This is a genomic window from Parabacteroides sp. AM17-47, assembly GCF_003434625.1.
GTDB classification, from domain to species: Bacteria; Bacteroidota; Bacteroidia; order Bacteroidales; family Tannerellaceae; genus Parabacteroides; species Parabacteroides distasonis.
The window spans coordinates 63,882-84,124 of the sequence record NZ_QTLI01000011.1 but is presented as its reverse complement, the minus strand read 5'-3'; the positions used below and the strand labels follow the sequence as shown (position 1 = coordinate 84,124).

Sequence of the window (20,243 nt, the reverse complement as noted above, 5' to 3'; positions counted from 1 at the left end):
ACTTATGTTTTTTCTTCATTGTCTCCATTAACGGATTGCTACTTCTACACTTCTGCAAATGGAGAATGACATGTAGCCGTATACGCCTTATTGTTTTTTCATCGTCTCCATTAACGGATTGCTACTTCTACACTTCTGCAAATGGAGAATAACAGGTAGCCGTATACGCCTTATTGTTTTTCTTCATCGTCTCCATTAACGGATTGCTACTTCTACACTTCTGCAAATGGAGAATAACAGGTAACCGTATACGCCTTATTGTTTTTTCATCGTCTCCATTAATGGATTGATACTTCTACACATCTGTAAATGGAGAATAACAGGTAGCCGTATACGCCTTATTGTTTTTCTTCATCGTCTCCATTAATGGATTGCTACTTCTACACATCCGCAAATGGAGAATGACAGGTAGTCGTGTGTGACTTATGTTTTTTCTTTATAATCTCCATTAATGGATTGATATTTATACACTTCTGCAAATGGAGATTTTGAGATATCTATATCCGGAAGGATGCGTGCTCCCTTCGCTCCCGGCTATCCCTATTTTGATATCCGGCTATATCGCAATTCTGTGATAGCATTATCCGGATAGCGTATCATACGGCTATATACAAATATGGCTACACTATAATTCATGGTTGTGATGGAGATGGCTTTTCCCATCCGGTAACAGACCATGATGCCACGAGGAAAAAAGCGACAGCCGCAGAGAAAAAACGGATGGCAGGAACCATTATGGAATCTGGTAAATAGAAAATCCGGTACATGCGAATTCAGGCGATCATCCCGGATGGTAACCTGTCAAAGAGGCTTTTGAGACATTTGAAATACCGATAATAAAAAAAACGAGATCAGGTATTTTGGCGGATGGCGGCAGGATTGCCGCCTCCGGCCCTTCCGAGTTTGTACGCGTCCTGCGTGAGGGCAGCTGGTTTGACAGCGGGTGCACCGACGGGGAGTACATGGTGAATTTCTCCGGGCGGTACAGGGAACTGCACGGGGTGACGGTGAGGACCGACACGCCGGAGCATTTCATGGACGACCTGAAAAAGTACGGTTACATCAAGGGCTGAACAGTCCGTTCCTTTATTATTACACTCCCTGCCGGTTTGGGGTCGCTTCACTTCCGGTGGGGATTTTTCTTTTTTCATCGCCGTGACGCACCCGTCCTTCAGGTTTTCCAAAGGGGGTCGTGAAAACCGACCGGCTACGGAGTATTTTTCCCGCGCCATATGACAAAAACCGACTATCCATGACTATTCCTGCCAGTGTACCGGTCGCGCTTGCCTCTCATGGTTTCTTCCCTTATATTCGCACTGACATTTAAACAAGTTGAAATTATGGAAATATGCTACATCGAGGCCGGTGTCCTTGAGAGGATGCTGGCACGCGCCGAGAACCTGTCCGCACATGTGGACAGATTGTATGAGAGAAACCGCCGTAAGGAACCCGGAGAGTGACTGGACGGCCAGGATGTCTGCCTGCGCCTTGACATCTCGCCGCGTACCCTGCAGACCCTCCGCGATACCGGACGGCTGGCGTTCACCCGCCTCCAGCGCAAGTTCTATTACAAGCCCGAAGACGTGGAGAGGCTGATGACCTACGTCGGCATCAGACGCAAGGAGAAGGCTGTGAGAGAGGGAAGAAAGAACGGAAACCTTTAAAGAGCGGAAGAGATGGAAGGCATTATCGACAAGGAGAACGAACGTGCCCGCAGGTTCTTTGCCCTGCTGGACAACATGGAGAAAAAAGTGGAACGTCTTGCCCGTGACAACCGTCCTCCCTTCAACGGGGAACGGTTCCTGACCGACAGGGAGCTTTCCGGGACGTTGAAGATCAGCCGCAGGTGCCTGCAGGATTACAGGGACCAAGGACGGATTCCCTATATCCAGCTTGGCGGGAAGATCCTGTACAGGCAATCGGACATCGAGAAGCTGCTGGAGGAGAACTATCACGCTGCATTGGTATAATATCGTATTCAAGTTTAAGGATTGCCGCCGGAATTGCATTTACGATTCCGACGGCAATTTTTATTTAGCCTGCGGCTTCCTTGCCGGCCGCAGGCTTTCTTCTTTCCATCAGCCGGTCCATGTCCGAGGATATCTTCCGGTCGGTGACCTGGGCGTAGACCTGCGTGCTGTCGATATTCGTATGGCCCATCATCCTGGCGATGCTCTCTATCGGAATGCCCGCGGTCAGTGTCAGGGTCCCGAACGAATGCCGGGCCATGTGGTAGACAAGGTCCTGGCTCAGCCCCGCCATCAGGCGCAGGGATTTCATGTTGGCCCTGAGCGTATGGTAGTCCTGCGGCGGGAAGAGGGTGATGCGGGTATCGTCACGATACTTCCCGATCAACGCGAGTGCTTCCGGCAGCAACTTGACGCGTCCGAGGTAGTCGGTCTTCTTCCGCCGGTATTTCAGCCAGAGGCTGCCCTCGTCATCCTGGAAGAGGTTCTCCCGGGTGATGCTTACCGCATCGGCATAGGCGGTGCCGGTGTAACAGGCGAAGAGGAAGAGGTCCCGGGTGATGACATGTGACCTGCGTTTTTCCGGTATCTCCAGATCGCGTAGCTTCTCGAAATTCTCCCGGCTGAGTGCTTTCGGTGTTGTCTCCTTCTGCTTGGGCAGCTTGAAGTGGCAGAAATGGTATTTCTCCGAGTGCCCCTCCTTGTAGGCGATGCGGCAGATCTTTTTCAGGATGGACAGGTAATGGCGCACCGTCTCCATTGCCAGTTTCTTCTTTTCCAGGCAGAAATCCTGATAGTCACGGATGAACTGCTCGTTGAGCTGTCCGAAGGCGAGGTCCGAGACCTTGAATTCCGTTTTGATGAATTCGGCAAGGGTGCGCCGGGTGTACACGTAGGTCGACATTGTCGTCGGTGCACGGTCCACGCCGACACGGGCCTTCATCTCCTCATTGTGCCGGTCGAGAAGTTTGAGCAGGGTCATCTGCATGCCCGCGTTACCCTGGAACATGTCCCTGACCGCGGCGGCATCGAAATCCTTTTTCCTTTCCATGAGGGAATTGAAGGCCGAGTGTACGGCAAGCAGCAGCCTCTCTATTTTTTCATTGGTCTCCACCGCTTCCCGGCTCTTGCCATTCAATCGGCTCTCACGCGCGTTCCATAGCCCGGGGGTACAGGAGAGCTTGCAGCTGAACTGCGCCATCGTGCGGTTGAGGGTGATCCGTCCCATGATCGGGGCCTTGCCGGTCTTGTCCGGCTCGCTCTTTTTCAGGTAGAGCAGCACCTTGAATTTTTCCACTTTCATAACGCTCTTTTTTAGGTTGTAAAAATACTCCTTTGAAAAGCGTCCTTTGGCATGCAAAACATTGATAAACAGTGAATACAAATCTGCTTTGTTCCTATCGGTAAAAATTCGGTTACCTGCCGTTGTTTTCGAAACAGGCGGCTAACAGTCTGGTAACTGAAACGTCGCAATATTTTGTTTTCTTTTGCAGGTCTGTCTGTTCTGCAAATCTTGCAAAATGCTTAATTATAAACGTTTTACGTTTAATTATCGTCATTCTGTTTTTTATTGCATTTCTAAATATTACTTACATGGCCCGCCATACTTTCGCCACTCTTTCACTAGCTCTTGGCATTGACTTGTATACGGTATGTAAATTACTAGGACACAAGAACATCATCTCCACACAAGTATACGCGAAAATCATCGATGCTAGTAAAAGACAGGCAATAGACCGGTTTAATGGGGTGTTAGACGCATGAGACGGATATTACTTCAGATTCGGATGGCACGGATCAAGAAAGATACTTCTCCCCAAGATCCGTGTCATCCGCTATAGTTTCAGTCCGCAACTGGCTTATCAGATCAGAGACTTTGTATTATTTCCAACGAAAGCCCCGTGCATTCGGCGACTAATGAAAGAGCGACACCGGCTTTCTTCATGTTACGAGCGTTACGTAGGGTAGCCAAACGCTCACCTTCTGCTTTACCTTTTGTTTCCGCCTCCTCCACGGCGTACTCCATCGTGGCCTTCCAGTCACGGTAGATCTTCAGATTCTCATCGTACGTCGCACGCTCCTTGGGGGACAAGGCATTCACATTCGCTACGTCGAGCAAGCGTCGGAAGTATGCCTCTTTTTCTTTAAATGGGGACATATCAAATAGATTCATATTCTTCAATACATAAATTGTTTTTTCCAACGGAGTCTCGCCCTGACGGGAGATCATACGGCAAATGTAATAAAAACCTCGATTAAAGAAGTAACGTTGAGGGTAATTAATACTACTGAGTTGTTACTTCCCTTCACACAACAAAAGCCTAATCAACTAAAGAACACCCCCCTATAACCATTCCCCAATAGAACTTAGAAATTTATTATTCGGGACAATGATCGCTTGCGCATTTGCGGCGTGTTCAAACGAGGATGATCCTATCCCTAGCGTGGATCCGACACCTACACCGGAAGCAGGCACCGCTGATCTTACGATTGTGGTGAAAAACTTAACAAAGAGCACACAGACAAAAGCCGGCGAGGATGAGAACGCCAAGGAAGGCGAAGCTAAGATTTACAATTTATTTGTAGCCCTTTATAATGAGGACGGAACATTCTTACAAGTTAGTGATCTTACAGCTAATGAGGATGAAGAGGTTACTGATTCAAACAATGAGATTCAGTTTAAGGGATTAAAGGCTGGTGCTTCTTATCGTGCTTTGGCTTTCGCGAATGTTCCAAAGGATGCTCTTACCGCGACCGCTAACTCTTTTGAGTTGACATCTGCTTACTATGTCTTTTCCGGAGAAGGAGCGAATGGGTTACCTATGAGTAGTGGTATTAGCCCTAAATTCACTCTTGCCGAAGGTGAAAATTATTATGGTTACTCAAACACTACAGGAGGACACAGTATTGAATCTGGAAAACCTTTAGGATTAATTAGAAATGTGGCTCGTGTGGAATTGAATGCCCTTGATTTGGATATGACTAAAGTCAAGGTTGATGGTAGTCAAAAATACAAATCAGGAACGATTAAGTTTGTGCCTAAGGATGTTTTTGTATTACATGGTCGTACAAAAGCTAAGGTGGCAGACCAAAGCCAAAGTAATACAGAGTGGTTCAATCTGCCAGATAAGGTTTGGGGTAATATTGCCGCTACTTATGAAACTGCTGATGGAGATGATTATTATTCCGGGACTAACTCTAGTAACTCATTCGGCCGTTTTGCTGGAACTGTCGATGCTGCTAATTATATAAAGGCATTGAGTACAGCAGAAACAACATATACTCAGAATTGGGAAGATGCTACTATTTCCGGAGATAAAGCAATTACTCTTGCGAACTCTTTATATTTTTATGTGTTGCCTAATAATCAGACAGGAGCGGCCAGAGAACAAGAAGATCCGGAAGAGGAAGATCAAGCTTTCGTCCTGGATAAAACAACTTTGGCATCCGAATTGGTTGTCAGTGGTGAAGTTTATATAAAAGCTATAATGAATGATAACACATCTTGGACATTTGGTAAAGAGGATGCTCCTGTCTTGCGCTATTGGCCGATAAAGATTGGTCTCGATGGATTGGATAGCGAAAACATGTATTACGGTCAGGTACATAGAAACGTGGTTTATCAGATTTCTGCTACTATCGCCGGTAATGGTTATGCAGATCCTACGCAGCCAAAGGATGATCCTACAGCCGACTTGTTTGTTAGGACAATGGTCATGAATTGGGGTACAGCTACTCAAGCTCCTGTTATCGAATAATACTTATTCTTTGAATAATAATCAAAAGGCATTCTCTATCAACAGGGAATGCCTTTTTTGTTATAAATATAATATGTCAATGCCCGTTGGCAAAGTTAGAAAGTCAAAAGATTTATGTTTAAGAAGTTGTTCTCTCCGGACACGCCCCAGATGCCATTCTATGTGTAAATAATCCAAATCATCTACCATATCTACCATTATTTATGTAATCTTTTGATTGTAAATAATTTATCTTGTGGTGGTAGATAGTGAACATCTACCACTACAAACTTCGATCTACCATCATTAGGTTACCGGAAAGATTAGCACGAACAATTACTACTAACGATAAATAATGTATAACATTCTGTATTTCAATAAATAATAGTTTTTTGCATAGAAAAACAAAAGTTTTGCTATAGAGAAACTTTTGTTTCTTTAGTATGAAATAAAAGTTTCTTCAGTATGAAACCACTAACTTCACCTATTGAAACTCTTATTGGCTTTAATCCCTTTGTCTGTCTCTTATAAAATCGTATAATACTAAATATACGAGTCCGCAAGCTTGGGAAGTGATTTTTTTGCGTTTCCCATTAAAACATGGTAGATGCAGAATGAAAATTGTAGATGTTATTCCATCTGCAACCACTATATAACATATTTATTTACAATAAGTATGAGGTTGAATTGTAGATATTGTAGATATTCTCATGAAATAATATTCCGGCTCTTAGGTTCAAGACATATGGGATCGCCATCATAAGGAAAAGATAGTAAATTTTGTAGTCTCCGGATCAATTTATAACCAGAATTATACATGCAAAAAAGGCACTTCCGATAAAAGGAATGCCTTTTGGACGTTATTCAAAGAATAGATATTATTCGACAACTGAAGATTGATTTGCGCTACCCCAATCAAGCACCTTTGTCTTAACAAACAACTCAACAAAGTCTGTTGGAGGAACAGTAGGATCATCATATCCTCTACCGGCTAAAGTTGCGTCAATACTGTAAATTATATTACGATGGATCTTTCCATCCTTTAAATACTCAGCCGTAGCTGCTGCCATTTCATTCGTCGCAGCAATTTTAATAGGCCAATATGCTGTTTTCTCCGCATAGTTGTATACTGCATCACTTCCGCTCTTTTTAGCATTTTCGAGCTTATAAGTACCTTTAACTACAATTTCAGTTGAAAGATCCTCTGGTTTGAAATTTTCAGCACCATTCATTTCACGAGCAGCCTTAACTTGGGGATTTTCGAACACATAGAATTTAGGGGCGATTTTGATAGTCGCAGACACACCATCTTCAGTTGCGATATTCTGTACCAATGCGGTGGCTGGTAAACTGGCCTTGTATCCTTCAATAATAGAACCTCTCATATTCGTAAACATAGCGTCATCATTCACGAAATCTCCTCTATAACCTGAAGCATAATCTGTAGCATTAGCAGCATAAGTTGCGGACACATTACCCCATACGGTATTGCTAACGACATTCCACCAGCTATTGCCATTACCCATATCTGCTGCATTGGACTTCGTCCGCCCATGCATGATGAATACACATTCTGGTACAATTGTCGCAGTTCCTTCAACGTATTCATCTTTTGTAGCTTTAGTCATGTCTAAACTAAGTCCCGTAAAATCAATGCGTGCTACATTTCTTATCAAGTACAAGGGATCTGCTACAAGAATATGTTCACCTTCTCCCACTGTTTTAGTATATCCATAATAGTTTTTACCTGCTTGTAAAGTGAATGGATCAGACAAACCACTACTCATTGGTAAATAGTTTTCTGCGAATCCGGCTATTGGCATTGTATATACAGGAGACACAAAGTTGTTAATTGTAGTACCAGTCAATGAAATTTTACCCATATTAGCAAATGCGATAGCACGTAATTGCGCACCTTTTGTCAGTTCGGCAAATTGAATCTCATCATTATCCGCAGTAGCGTCCTCAGTGGCAATATCAGAGCTTGAAGCGACAAGCTCTCCAGTTGTAGCATCATAAAGAGCGACTGTTAGGTCTGTAATTTTAGCTTCATTTTCAGTCTGTGTCCCCGCCGCAGCTTTAGTCAAACTTCTAGCCGCATTTTTCACAGAAATAGTCAATGTTGCGTTATTTTCTCCTGTTTGCGGTTGATCCGGTCCTACGATAGGATCATCCTCGTTTGAACACGCCGCAAATGCGCAAGCGATCATTGTCCCGAATAATAAATTTCTAAGTTTCATATACATATAATTTTATGAGTTAATAAATCTTTTATATAAACCTTTCTTTCTCAATTGCTTTTTAAGTTTTCAGTCACATAACAAGAACTCTTTGTTCAAATCTTCCCCATGACCAATCTGTTGTTCGTTGATGACATTGCAAAGGTATTTGGACTATAAAAAAAAGTAAATAGGTGTTACTTTCATAAATAAGAGGTAAAACTATAAATTTTCATTCGGGATATTTTCGGGCTGATTAGCACCGTTGTAAGGCTATCAAAAAGAGGTTGAAAAATATCGTTTCAAAAAACAAATAAAAAATTTTGCCATTCCCCGACGATTATTCGGGAAATGGCAAAACGATTAATTCTTACCCGGCAGATACTGTGAAGGGGTGACGCCGTATTGTTCCGTAAAACGCTTACGGAAAGTGGCGGTATCGTTGAAGCCGACCATTTCCGAAACCTCTTGGATAGAGTATCGCTGCATACTGATCAGCTCGGCGGCTTTCTTCAAACGTACCATACGGGTAAGCTCCAATATACTACTATCCGAGTAGTGTTTTATCTTTCTATATAATGTAGGGAGACTCATGTTTAAAGAATCCGCCAAAATCTTCGCCTCAAAACTAGGGTCATCCAAATGTTTCTCGATCGTTGAGATAACCGCATCCATAAAAAGATTGGAAGGGGAATCATCTTTCTTTACCGTTTTCTCTCCCTCGGGATGCGCACCTACAGGATTCGACGTATAGAAACGTCTCATCTCATCCCTACGTTTCAATAAACTGTTTACCTTACTTCGTAACACCTCTACATCGAATGGCTTGGTTATATAATCATCGGCGCCACATTCAATGCCGGCTATAACATCCTCACTCTCTACCTTTGCGGTTAGCAAGACAACCGGCACTTGCGCTAATTCTGGGATGCCTTTGATCTCACGACAGGTAGCAAGCCCATCTTTAACGGGCATCATCACGTCACATAAAATAAAATCCGGCCGTTCAACTCGCGCGATCTCTACACCCTCCTGGCCATTATGAGCTTCCGAAACATGATACTCACTGGCAAAAACATGACGCAGGAACCAACGGATCTGATCACTGTCATCAATCACCAACATTTTCTTCCCGGTCTCTTTCTTTTTCGGAACAACTTGGATCAACTCGGCGATCTCCTCCTTCTGCATCTCATTCAGCTTTACCAGATCACCATCCGGCTCGATGAATTCCACGGCACGTTCCATATAATGGCTTCTCCCCAAAGGAATCAATATCGTATATTGGGTTCCCGTCTCGTCCTCCGATGAAATTCCTTCGAAAATAGCGCCGGAGGATTCTGTCATATCCACGATCTGTTTCAAACCCAAACGGGTACTTTCGCTTTCTCCTAACCCATCATCTTGGATAGAGAAAGAACAATAAGCCTTGCCATTTGAGCGCACCACGGAAATATTGATCGAGATCTTTCCAAAGCGGTAGGTATTTTTTAACGCATTAGATAAAAGTACACGCAAGGCAAACTCCATCTTCCGACGATCTATCCAGACCCAAAGAACAGAGGTTTGGGTATTAATATGAAATTCCACATTATTCATGGCTATCCAGTCCACGAATAAATCACAAATCTGCTTTGTTATACTGATCATGTCATAACGAGCTATCCGAAGATGGTTTGCCACGTCATCTCCATGACGGGTATTTCGCAATTGCTCGATAAGGTCTTGAAGAGCCAAGGTATTACGGTAAGCAGACAATAATTGAGTCGCTTCACTAGAGTCAATATCATTTTTACGTTGCAACAACTCACTCAACGAACCAAGCACAAGCGATAGTGGAGTACGCATTTCATGAATCGTTTCAACAAAAAACGAATTATGGAGCTTTTCCATTTCCTCAAGGCGCTTTTTCAAATCCTCCCGTTCTACCTCATTATCCCTATTCCAATTATCAGTCTCACGGATTTTATTGACCAACATTTGTTGGATCTCCCGATTTTTTACGCTTAACGCATCGACAGACCGAAGAAGCTCATCGTTTCTCGCCATAAGCTCACCATCTTTGGCAATATACTCTTTCTTCAACCTATACATATAATAACTCAAAAAAGCTATTACACATATGGACACTATCAGTAAAATGATAAAAGGTAGAATTCCTTGAGAGCCCTCCATTGTATCATTGGCCGCAGCAATATAATGAGCTTCAACGAACAAGCCCCAAAATGCCATCATAAATTTCGCTTTAAAACCTTTTGATCTCATATCATTGATTATTAAGATGTTATTTATATAAAACGCCAGTAAAAAACGTTCGTTTAAATCTTGCGTTTTTATGTGTATAAATTATGAAGTCTCATTGATAATCATGTTATTTTTTTTATTATTTTTATCCAACTGAATAACTGAAATTTAAATAAAATTTTTGACCTTTGTAAGGCTGCAAAAAAGTTGAAGATAAAAACGCAAGATTTAAACGAACGTTTTTTACTGGCGTTTTAATAGACGTTAACAACAACTGCATTCCTATCACACAACAGAGTCAAGGCTATCAGTAAGGACCAGCGATGATATATTTACCACTCAAATTGATAGGAATAAACTAATTAACATTATTTAAGCATCATCCAAAACATGCATCAATAAAGGGACATAGAGGTATAATGATAGTTTTACCCACTTTTTTGATAAAAATACCCATCATAAAAGATACAACCTATGATTTTACATACATTCGCGATGTAGTGATAAGGAAAGACCGTTGAGGGGCGGTCAAAAAAAACCAAGTCACTTAGATTAAGGGTAAAGCATATAAAAAGTAGGGTCATGAAAAAGGGTAATTTTTTCGCAAATTGCGTATTTGCGGTTTCTGTTATTTTCACAGTTTTGTCATTCTCCGCTTGCACGGATGATTCAAATGACGTAGTAGCAACAACGAGTGAGGTTATTGAACAAGCCGAAGTGCCATTCTCCGTGGTATTAAAAGCAATGAATTCAGATGGTAACGACATTACGACCAAGGGAGAGGTGAATGGAGCTACATTATTTGTCTTCGATCAAAACAACGATTTCTTCGAGCAGATTAATGTAAACAAATCTACAATTTTATCTCGCCGGGCTATAGACATTAACTGCCCGAACAGTAATGACATAACCGTGATCGCATGGAGTGGAATCAATTCTGGAAACGAAGAGATTTCAAACATGAGCAAAGCCAATATTATATCCGATTTGCAAGTCAGTCTAAAAGAGAATAACGGCATAGCTAATATTCCGAGCGATTTGTTCTATGGACAAGTTACGCTTCATAAGAACTCTTCAACAAAATCCACCGTATCAAACGAATTACAAATCATTCGCAAAACTTCAATTTTCCAGCTTTCAACGAAAGGACTGATCAAGTATCTAGGGAGTAATGCCGGAAATTTTGAATATCGAATTAAAAATACAAAAAGCTCATTGGACTACAATGGCAACCCAACAGGAGAAGAGGTTGAATTCGCTTTCCCCGCTTCTTTTGACGAAAAAGGTAATTTGACAACAGAAGCCCAAGCCATTTTTCCGGCTCAAAATATAACGATAGAGCTTTACAAGGACGGTGATCTTATTTTTTCTAGCGAAAAAGACAAAAACGGAGAATTATTCGCTGCAAACCCCGGAAAACGCACCGAGATCACTTTCAAGTACTCTGGAGAAGTTTCGGCTAATATTGTAATTGCCGACTGGGCAACCGTTATCCAACATATAACACTGAATTAAGATACCCTCAATTTTTATATGCTTTGGCGCACGTCACGAGATTAGAGAATTTCGGGCGTGCGCTGTTTTTCTCTCAAAAACCGCATTCTCCGTGATAGGAATACCCATGATATTGACACGAACACCATCTTAACTTTATTTAAATATTAACGGAAACCCGCTTCATCACAAGGCCCACTCCACCTGTTGATAGTTTTACACACTAAACTGATACAAATACCGATCAAATAAAGATACAACCTATGAATATTATGAATATATTCGCAACAGACATTAGGGTAAGCATATAAAAATCACAGCAGGGTCACTACATAAACAAGGGTAACTAGATTTAAATTTTATATGCTAAACGCACGCTTCAGATGATTTCCGAGGCGTGCGTTATTTATATGATAGAAATACATTCTCCTATTGAGACAAATACCATCACTCAAAACATTTAGACATACATATCTTTGTATTTATAAATCAAGCAAAGCAATTTGCGAAATTTTACCCTATGACCCTGCTTACATATATAATTACCCTTAAATTATGATGTAGGCAAACCTAATTAACATAACCGCGAGGTTACATAATTATTTTGCCTGAACAATCAAGATCGTTTACGAGAAAGATTGTTCAGGTTTTTTTATCCTCCCAAAAGACCATCTGATAGCAAAAGAAAAAAGGAGATCGAAAAATCGACCTCCTTTTCTAGGTAGCGAGACCCGGGATTGAACCGGGGACCTCATGATTATGAATCATGCGCTCTAACCAGCTGAGCTATCTCGCCATCATTTTATTGTCACTGTTTCTCTTATTGACGGTGCAAAAGTAGGGGTTATTTTTGAATTACACAACATTTTCAATAAAAAAATTCGCTTAATTTTTAAGGCCTCCACCTAATCAGTTAGTTATTAGTTACTTTTTTCATCATTAAAATTAGTCGTTTTCAAATCTTTTATGTATCTTGCGGCAAATATAAGGATAAGAACAATGAAGAAAGAGAAGTTTCATATCGAATACATTTTCGATAAAGTTTCACGACGAAGCTTGTGGAATCACCTAACCACCGCTTTGGGACTTTCCGCTTGGTTCGCCGACGAGGTCATTATAAATGATAATCTCTATACCTTTAAATGGAGTAAAGAGGCCCAAGAGGCAACAGTGATCGACTCCAAGCCGGAGAACTTTATCCGTTACCGCTGGGTGGACGAAGAAGATGAGAGCGCTTATTTCGAATTTATAATCCATACAATCGAATTAACAGGTTCTACGGCACTTGAGATTACGGATTTCTCCGAACCCGGGGAGAAAAAAGATTCCATTAATTTATGGGACTCGCAAGTGGAAGATTTGAAGCGAACGCTTGGTATTTAGAGTAGTTTTACAGAAATCTGTGGGGTGTTATCGTTTTTTACACTACTTTTGCCACTTCAACCAGATTAGGCAATGTTGAGAATAAAACGATTATATACATTTATGCTGCAGACATTCCTGCCGTTGTTTCTTATGACATTCGGTATTTGTCTGTTTATTGTGTTGATGCAATTTCTTTGGCGATACATCGACGATATGGTGGGAAAAGGCCTCGGCATCCCTGTATTAGCGGAGATGTTTATGTATGCGGCCTTATTTCTTGTCCCGATGGCACTTCCCTTGGCTATTCTATTAGCCTCATTAATGACTTTTGGAAATTTAGGGGAACGTCTGGAATTACTGGCCATGAAGTCTGCCGGGGTATCATTGATACATATCATGCGTCCTTTGATCGTAACGCTACTATTTGTGAGCGTGGGCGCCTTTTTCTTCCAAAACAACGTAATGCCCGTTGTCCAAGTCAAGCTATATACATTATTATATTCCATGCGCCAGAAATCACCGGAATTGGATATTCCGGAAGGTTCATTCTACAAAGATATTCCCGGATTCAATGTATATGTGAAGAAAAAGGACCCGAAGGACGGTTTATTAAAAGACGTGATGATCTATGATTATTCGGAAGGATTCAATAACGCCCGTGTAATCGTAGCCGACTCCGGACGGCTAAAGACATCCGCCGATAAATTATTCCTTGTCCTATCTTTATTTAACGGAGAATCTTTCGAGAACGTAGGTAAAAGCCAAGCCAACACGACGCAAGCGAGAACCGCCGTCCCCTATCGACGAGAATCATTCAGCAGTAAAGATATCTTGATTGAATTCGATGCGAATTTCAACCGTACCGACGAATCTTTCATGCAGAACCAATATATGGGAAAAAACTTGAAGGATTTACAAACCTCTATCGATTCGATGGGCGTACGCTTGGATAGCATCAAGGACGTGAACGCAAAAAGCATTTACGATGCCTCATACGTAAAAACACTAAAGTCCTTACGGGCTAAAAAAGAGAGTGAAGCCGAGGGGCAGCCAGACGAGCAGCAGGAAAAACTGCCGGTAATCACTCCTACCATCAAGTTGGATTTCGACAGTCTTTACCAAGCGCAGGCACCGAGTAGTAAAGCGGCTTTATTAGGCCGAGCCAAGTCCTCGATCGAGAATATCAAGACCGACTATTATTTCCGCGCGGCCACGGTTGGCGACGAGGCCTATAAAGTACGCCGCCACTTGACGGAATGGCATAAGAAATTCACGGTATCGTTCGCTTGCATCATGTTCTTCTTTATCGGAGCGCCCTTAGGAGCCATCATCCGTAAAGGTGGGTTGGGCGTACCGGTCGTTATCTCGGTAATCTTGTTTATCTTCTATTATATTATAGATAATATGGGCTTCAAGATGGCACGCGACGGCGTTTGGGACGCATGGGAAGGTATGTGGCTTAGCTCCGTGGTCCTAACACCTATGGGTATATTCCTAACCTATAAAGCGGTAAAAGATTCTGTTATCTTGAATGCCGACACTTACGTGAATGCCTTGAAGAACTTAATAGGTAAGCGTGAAGGGAGAAAAGTGGAGCGGAAAGAGGTGATCATATACACCCCCGATTATGAGGCCACCCTCCCCCAACTGGAGAAATTGGTGGAAGAAAGTACGACTTATCTGACAAACCATAAACGTTGGATCAATTATCTGACATTTTGGAAACAAGGAGGAAAAGATAACACAGCGGAACTGTTAGCTCAAGACACGGAAAATATCGTGGAGGAATTAAGTAATTCCGACCAGAATTTGCTCTTGAATAAATTGATGGACTACCCGGTCATCGGAGGTTACAATAATAAGCTAAGCAAGCATATAAACGGGAAACTTGCTTTGGCTATCGGTATTTTCTTCCCACTGGGATTGCCGATCTACCTATTGGCTACGTACCAACGTAAATTGCTACGGCATGATATCGTTATGGTACAAAAGACCAGTAAGGAGCTGATCAATATGATATATTCATTACATTTGCTAAAAAAATAACTCGGATATAAATAATCAATAAATATGAGCGAGATTCAATTAAACACCATCGAAGAAGCTATCGAGGATTTCCGTGAAGGAAAGTTCTTAATCGTTGTAGACGACGAGGACCGGGAGAATGAAGGAGACTTTATCATTGCGGCCGAGAAAGTAACCCCGGAAAAAATCAACTTCATGTTGAAAAACGGACGAGGTGTATTATGCGCCCCGATCACGGAAGAACGTTGCCAAGAGTTGGAGCTGGATATGCAAGTTGCCAATAACACCTCTTTACTAGGTACTCCTTTCACGATAACAGTAGATAAATTAGGAGGGAAATGCACGACCGGCGTTTCCATGTACGACCGTGCGGAAACGATCTTGGCGCTGGCTGATCCAAAGACCAAGCCATCCGATCTGGGACGTCCCGGACATATCAATCCGCTCCGTGCCCGCTCTCGTGGCGTACTTCGCCGTGCGGGTCATACAGAGGCAGCCGTGGATTTGGCCCGGTTAGCCGGTTTATATCCCGCCGGAGCCTTGATCGAGATCATCAACGAGGATGGAACCATGGCACGTCTGCCGCAATTAATCGAGGTAGCCAAGAAATTTGATATCAAGATTATTTGCATCAAGGACCTGATCGCTTATCGCCTCCGGACCGAATCGATCGTAGAGAACGGTGTAGAGGTAGATCTCCCTACCGAGTACGGACATTTCCGTCTCATTCCTTTCCGCCAGAAAAGCAATGGATTAGAGCATATAGCTTTGATAAAGGGTAAATTCGAGAAAGACGAGCCTATCTTAGTACGCGTGCACTCATCTTGCGCTACAGGTGATATCTTCGGTTCCATGCGTTGCGAGTGCGGAGAGCAACTGCACGAGGCTATGCGCCGCATCGACCAAGAAGGCAAAGGGGTTATCGTTTACCTGAACCAAGAAGGACGAGGCATCGGATTGATGGAGAAGATGAAAGCATACAAGCTCCAAGAGGATGGTTTGGATACGGTGGACGCGAACTTGCATTTAGGCCATCAAGCGGACGAGCGAGATTATGGTGTCGGAGCACAGATCTTACGTCATATCGGCGTAACGAAAATGCGCCTGATGAGCAATAATCCGGTAAAACGCGTAGGTCTGGAAGCTTACGGACTTGAGGTAGTAGAGAACGTTCCTATCGAGGTGAAACCAAATCCATACAACGAATTCTACATGAAAACGAAGAAAGAACGTATGGGGCATGTGCTGCATAACATTAAATAGTTATCAGAACGTTGCAAGAATTCCGATTATTGATTACTTTTGTCGCATAATAATAAAACAACCTATACAAAAAGCAATGTCATGACACAAGTCTCAGATCGTTTAGCGAGTTTATCGCCTTCAGCAACATTGGCGATGTCACAAAAGAGCGGTGAGTTGAAAGCTCAAGGTATCGATGTTATCAACTTAAGTGTGGGAGAACCCGATTTCAATACTCCCGACTTCATTAAAGAAGCCGCGAAGAAGGCGATTGACGATAATTTCTCACGTTATTCTCCCGTAGCGGGTTATCCGGCATTACGTAATGCTATCGTTGCCAAATTGAAGAACGAGAATGGACTGGAATATACAGCAGGCCAGATCTCTTGCGCAAACGGTGCCAAACAATCCGTTTGTAACACGGTCATGGTATTGGTAAATCCGGGGGACGAGGTTATCATCCCTGCCCCTTTCTGGGTAAGCTATCCGGAGATGGTGAAGTTAGCGGAAGGAACCCCCGTTATCGTTCCGGCTGGTATCGAGCAAGATTTCAAGATCACTCCAGCTCAGCTGGAAGCCGCTATTACGCCTAAGACAAAAGCGTTAATCCTTTGCTCTCCCTCCAACCCGACGGGTTCTGTTTACAGCGCCGAGGAATTGGCTGGTTTAGCGGAAGTATTGAAAAAACATACGGATATCATCGTTATAGCGGATGAGATCTACGAACATATTAACTATATTGGTAAACACAACAGCATCGCTTCTATCGAAGGAATGAAAGACCGTACGGTTATCGTAAACGGCGTTTCCAAAGCGTATGCGATGACTGGCTGGCGTATCGGTTTCATAGCCGGACCGGAATGGATCGTGAAAGCGGTTAATAAATTACAAGGACAATATACCTCTGGCCCTTGCTCTGTATCTCAAAAAGCGGCGGAAGCGGCTTATACAGGCTCACAAGAACCCGTTGAGGAAATGCGCAAGGCCTTCGAACGTCGTCGTGACTTAATCGTTAATTTAGCGAAAGAAGTTCCGGGCTTCGAAGTGAATAAGCCGGAAGGCGCCTTTTACTTATTCCCCAAATGTAGTTATTATTACGGCAAGACAGATGGAACCCGTATAATCAACAACGCTGATGACTTAGCTATGTATCTCTTAGAAGTAGCGCACGTAGCTTGCGTAGGTGGTACCTCTTTCGGGGCACCTGAGTGTATCCGCATGAGTTACGCTACCAGCGATGAGAATATCGTGGAGGCGATCAAACGTATTAAGGATGCGTTGGCCGCATTGAAATAAGAAAAAATTAAACAGATATACTTACTTGGCAAAGTAAGATATACTGCATTGGACAAGTAAGTATATCTTCTATGGGCAAGTAAGCTATACTTCATAAAAAAGGCGATACATTGGGTTGTACCGCCTTTTTCTTTATATCAAATACGTTACCGCAATTATTCAGCACGCAAAGTGAAACGTTTGAACGCCAAGATCTGTAACTCAGGATCGATCTCCTTCATTGTCTCTCTTACAGTCTTCTTGCCATCCATAATGTCTTCTTGGTTCAACAAGCAAACCTCTTTCAAGAACTTGCCCAGACGACCCTTAGCGATATTCTCGATCATCTGTTGAGGTAAGTTAGCCGCCTTCTCAGCGGAAACAGTAGCGATGATTTCTTTAGCCTTAGCTACATCCTCTGCCGTGATCCAGCCCTTATCCATGTTACTTTCCATGTGAGCCTCGCTATCTACATGCGAAGGATTAATACCAGCCTTCTTCAATGCAGCCTCTACAGCCTTCTGTACCTGCTCAGCCTTCGTCTTCTCGATAGCAACCTGGATCTCTTTCTCTTTTACAGACTCAGGAACACCAGCCTCATCGATAGCGATCGGGTTCATAGCGGCGATCTGCATAACGATATTGTGAGCGGCTTCCTCAGACTCCTTGTTGAAAGCGGCGATCGTACAAAGTTGGTTCTTACCCATATGGTTGTATACAGTAGTGTAAGCACCTTCAACTACGCAGTAGCCATCCAACTCCATTTTCTCGCCAGTGATACCGCTACGATCCGTAACAGCTTCTTGGATAGTACCCTTGCCCATAGGCAAAGCTTTCACCTCGTCCAAAGTATGGCATTTGTTAGCCACGGCAGCGTCCAAGATAGCCTGAGTCAAAGCTACGAAGTCCTCATTCTTAGCCACGAAGTCCGTTTCGCACTTCAAAGCGATGATAGCGGCGAACTCGCCATCCTTCTTAGCCAACACACAACCCTCGGCAGCCTCACGATCAGAACGTTTAGCGGCGATAGCCTGTCCTTTTTTACGGATAATTTCCATTGCTTTCTCGATGTCACCGTCAGACTCTGTCAAAGCCTTCTTACAGTCCATCATACCAGCTCCACTCATTTTGCGCAGCTTGGTAATATCAGCCATTGTTACAGCCATAATCTTATTTCCTTTATCTTTAAAATGTTTATACTTTCAAAAATTGACAATGGACAGTTGCCAATTGACAAATCCTGTCAAAAGCCAACTGCCCATTGTATTTGTATTCTAATTGTCAATTGTCAACGTCAATTGTCAATCGAATTATTCTTCGTCTTTCGCGAACTTACCGGCAACGTTAGCGTTCAACGCATCGTCGTCTTCTTTCTTCGTACGTTCTTTCTTAACAGCAGCTTTTGCCTTACGCTCTCTTTTCGGAGCTTCCTCAGCAGCCTCTGCGTCAATTTTCTCAGCCTTACGCTCTTGCAAGCCTTCGTTCATAGCCTCGCAGATAGCGCCCAAGATAACCTCTACAGACTTTGTAGCGTCATCGTTAGCCGGGATAACGTAGTCGATATTGTTCGGATTAGAGTTCGTATCAACCATACCGAATACAGGGATACCCAAACGGTTAGCCTCGCGAACAGCGATATGCTCTTTCATCACGTCTACAACGAACAACGCTGACGGAAGACGAGTAAGGTCTACGATAGAACCTAAAGTCTTCTCCAACTTAGCGCGTTGGCGAGTGATTTGAAGTTTTTCTCTCTTAGAAAGATTATCAAATGTACCATCTTTTGTCATCTTATCGATAGTAGCCATCTTCTTGATAGCTTTACGGATCGTCGGGAAGTTGGTCAACATACCACCCGGCCAGCGCTCGATAACGTAAGGCATACCTACGGAAGCAGCCTTATCAGCGACAACTTGTTTAGCTTGTTTTTTGGTAGCCACGAAAAGAACTTTCTTGCCTTGTTTAGCCAAGTTCTTCATAACTTCAGCGGCTTCGTCTACTTTAGCAACTGTTTTATAAAGGTCAATGATATGAATACCATTGCGCTCCATGAAGATATAAGGAGCCATAGCGGGATTCCACTTTCTTTTTAAGTGTCCGAAGTGTACACCAGCCTCTAATAATTGATCAAAATTTACTCTTGACATTGTTTTTTTCTTAAATCGTTTACTTTCTTTGTTTAATTTCAACCATCAGGTAGTCTTTCCGCATGTCCACATGTAAAAAGAATCCCGATAATTTAGATACTAAACGCTTCGCTTTACTTGTAAGGGACTCACAAATAACATTAACGTTTACTGAACTGGAATCTCTTACGAGCTTTCGGACGACCCGGTTTCTTACGCTCAACAGCACGAGGATCGCGAGTTACGAATCCTTCCGCTCTTAAGACAGCCTTATCTTCCGGATTAATCTTTATCAACGCACGAGAGATAGCCAAACGGGCAGCCTCAGACTGACCTTTGAAACCACCACCGTCAAGGTTGATCTTAATATCATATTGCTCAGCGACGTTCAACTTTGCTAACGGCTGCTTTACGATAAACTGAAGGATTGAAGAAGGAAAGTATTTTTCCAGCTCACGTTTGTTGATCGTGATCTTTCCCGTACCTTCGCTAACGAATACGCGAGCGACTGCCGCTTTACGTCTTCCTATTGCATTTACTACTTCCATC

General features: G+C 43.0%; 17 protein-coding genes and 1 tRNA gene. 10 read left to right on the top strand and 8 right to left on the bottom strand.

From position 1 onward, the window contains the following. The first annotated feature begins 860 nt into the window (after nucleotides 1-860). The 3 genes from DW205_RS22255 to DW205_RS10555 all read left to right on the top strand — a co-directional run bounded on the left by DW205_RS22255 (nucleotide 861) and on the right by DW205_RS10555 (nucleotide 1,970). Complete coding sequence (locus DW205_RS22255) at nucleotides 861-1,073, top strand: hypothetical protein (protein WP_005825814.1); 213 nt, start codon at nucleotides 861-863, stop codon at nucleotides 1,071-1,073. A gap of 387 nt (nucleotides 1,074-1,460) precedes the next feature. Beyond that, nucleotides 1,461-1,664, top strand: a complete 204-nt coding sequence (locus tag DW205_RS10560; protein WP_009016895.1) for a helix-turn-helix domain-containing protein — start codon at nucleotides 1,461-1,463, stop codon at nucleotides 1,662-1,664. Between the two features lie 12 nt (nucleotides 1,665-1,676). Then, nucleotides 1,677-1,970, top strand: a complete 294-nt coding sequence (locus DW205_RS10555; protein ID WP_005859453.1) for a helix-turn-helix domain-containing protein — start codon at nucleotides 1,677-1,679, stop codon at nucleotides 1,968-1,970. Between the two features lie 64 nt (nucleotides 1,971-2,034). Here DW205_RS10555 and DW205_RS10550 read toward each other — a convergent pair whose 3' ends face one another. Continuing rightward, a complete protein-coding gene (locus DW205_RS10550; protein WP_005867554.1) occupies nucleotides 2,035-3,270 on the bottom strand; it encodes a site-specific integrase in 1,236 nt (411 codons plus the stop codon). Between the two features lie 116 nt (nucleotides 3,271-3,386). On the opposite strand from DW205_RS10550, the gene DW205_RS10545 reads away from it, so the two are divergent. Then, nucleotides 3,387-3,731 (top strand): tyrosine-type recombinase/integrase, encoded by a 345-nt coding sequence (locus DW205_RS10545; protein ID WP_008777870.1) that lies wholly within the window; start codon nucleotides 3,387-3,389, stop codon nucleotides 3,729-3,731. 103 nt (nucleotides 3,732-3,834) lie between these two features. On the opposite strand, the gene DW205_RS10540 is transcribed toward DW205_RS10545, so the two are convergent. Further along, nucleotides 3,835-4,197 carry a PD-(D/E)XK nuclease family transposase gene (locus DW205_RS10540; protein WP_005867552.1) on the bottom strand — a complete coding sequence of 121 codons (363 nt, stop codon included), beginning with the start codon at nucleotides 4,195-4,197 and terminating at the stop codon, nucleotides 3,835-3,837. A gap of 160 nt (nucleotides 4,198-4,357) precedes the next feature. On the opposite strand from DW205_RS10540, the gene DW205_RS10535 reads away from it, so the two are divergent. Next, entirely contained in the window at nucleotides 4,358-5,725 is a 1,368-nt protein-coding gene (locus DW205_RS10535; RefSeq protein ID WP_005867551.1) for a fimbrial protein, read from the top strand. Between the two features lie 857 nt (nucleotides 5,726-6,582). On the opposite strand, the gene DW205_RS10530 is transcribed toward DW205_RS10535, so the two are convergent. After that, complete coding sequence (locus DW205_RS10530; RefSeq protein ID WP_005867549.1) at nucleotides 6,583-7,944, bottom strand: fimbrial protein; 1,362 nt, start codon at nucleotides 7,942-7,944, stop codon at nucleotides 6,583-6,585. 342 nt (nucleotides 7,945-8,286) lie between these two features. Further along, nucleotides 8,287-10,188: a response regulator gene (locus DW205_RS10525; protein WP_008777866.1), complete on the bottom strand. Its 1,902-nt coding sequence runs from the start codon at nucleotides 10,186-10,188 to the stop codon at nucleotides 8,287-8,289. A 561-nt stretch (nucleotides 10,189-10,749) separates the two neighbouring features. On the opposite strand from DW205_RS10525, the gene DW205_RS10520 reads away from it, so the two are divergent. Further along, nucleotides 10,750-11,682 carry a FimB/Mfa2 family fimbrial subunit gene (locus tag DW205_RS10520; protein WP_005867545.1) on the top strand — a complete coding sequence of 311 codons (933 nt, stop codon included), beginning with the start codon at nucleotides 10,750-10,752 and terminating at the stop codon, nucleotides 11,680-11,682. A 701-nt stretch (nucleotides 11,683-12,383) separates the two neighbouring features. Here the strand turns inward: DW205_RS10520 and DW205_RS10515 are convergent. Beyond that, nucleotides 12,384-12,457: transfer RNA gene (locus tag DW205_RS10515), tRNA-Met, on the bottom strand. Nucleotides 12,458-12,660: 203 nt separating this feature from the next. Between DW205_RS10515 and DW205_RS10510 the strand changes: the two genes are divergently transcribed. The 4 genes from DW205_RS10510 (at nucleotide 12,661) to DW205_RS10495 (ending at nucleotide 17,589) form a co-directional block, all read left to right on the top strand. Next, on the top strand, nucleotides 12,661-13,044 hold the full coding sequence (locus tag DW205_RS10510; RefSeq protein ID WP_005867543.1) for an START-like domain-containing protein: 384 nt from the start codon (nucleotides 12,661-12,663) through the stop codon (nucleotides 13,042-13,044). 102 nt (nucleotides 13,045-13,146) lie between these two features. Continuing rightward, the gene (locus tag DW205_RS10505; protein ID WP_005867541.1) at nucleotides 13,147-15,072 is read left to right on the top strand and encodes an LptF/LptG family permease; all 1,926 of its coding nucleotides are present in this window, start codon (nucleotides 13,147-13,149) and stop codon (nucleotides 15,070-15,072) included. A 24-nt stretch (nucleotides 15,073-15,096) separates the two neighbouring features. Next, on the top strand, nucleotides 15,097-16,314 hold the full coding sequence (locus DW205_RS10500; protein ID WP_005859476.1) for a bifunctional 3,4-dihydroxy-2-butanone-4-phosphate synthase/GTP cyclohydrolase II: 1,218 nt from the start codon (nucleotides 15,097-15,099) through the stop codon (nucleotides 16,312-16,314). A gap of 81 nt (nucleotides 16,315-16,395) precedes the next feature. After that, nucleotides 16,396-17,589, top strand: a complete 1,194-nt coding sequence (locus DW205_RS10495) for a pyridoxal phosphate-dependent aminotransferase (protein ID WP_005867539.1) — start codon at nucleotides 16,396-16,398, stop codon at nucleotides 17,587-17,589. 155 nt (nucleotides 17,590-17,744) lie between these two features. On the opposite strand, the gene tsf is transcribed toward DW205_RS10495, so the two are convergent. The 3 genes from tsf to rpsI all read right to left on the bottom strand — a co-directional run bounded on the left by tsf (nucleotide 17,745) and on the right by rpsI (nucleotide 20,242). Further along, a complete protein-coding gene (gene tsf, locus DW205_RS10490) occupies nucleotides 17,745-18,734 on the bottom strand; it encodes a translation elongation factor Ts (RefSeq protein WP_005867537.1) in 990 nt (329 codons plus the stop codon). 144 nt (nucleotides 18,735-18,878) lie between these two features. Then, nucleotides 18,879-19,715: a 30S ribosomal protein S2 gene (rpsB, locus tag DW205_RS10485; protein ID WP_005859482.1), complete on the bottom strand. Its 837-nt coding sequence runs from the start codon at nucleotides 19,713-19,715 to the stop codon at nucleotides 18,879-18,881. A gap of 140 nt (nucleotides 19,716-19,855) precedes the next feature. Beyond that, nucleotides 19,856-20,242: a 30S ribosomal protein S9 gene (gene rpsI / locus DW205_RS10480; protein ID WP_005859484.1), complete on the bottom strand. Its 387-nt coding sequence runs from the start codon at nucleotides 20,240-20,242 to the stop codon at nucleotides 19,856-19,858. Between the last annotated feature and the right edge of the window lies 1 nt (nucleotide 20,243).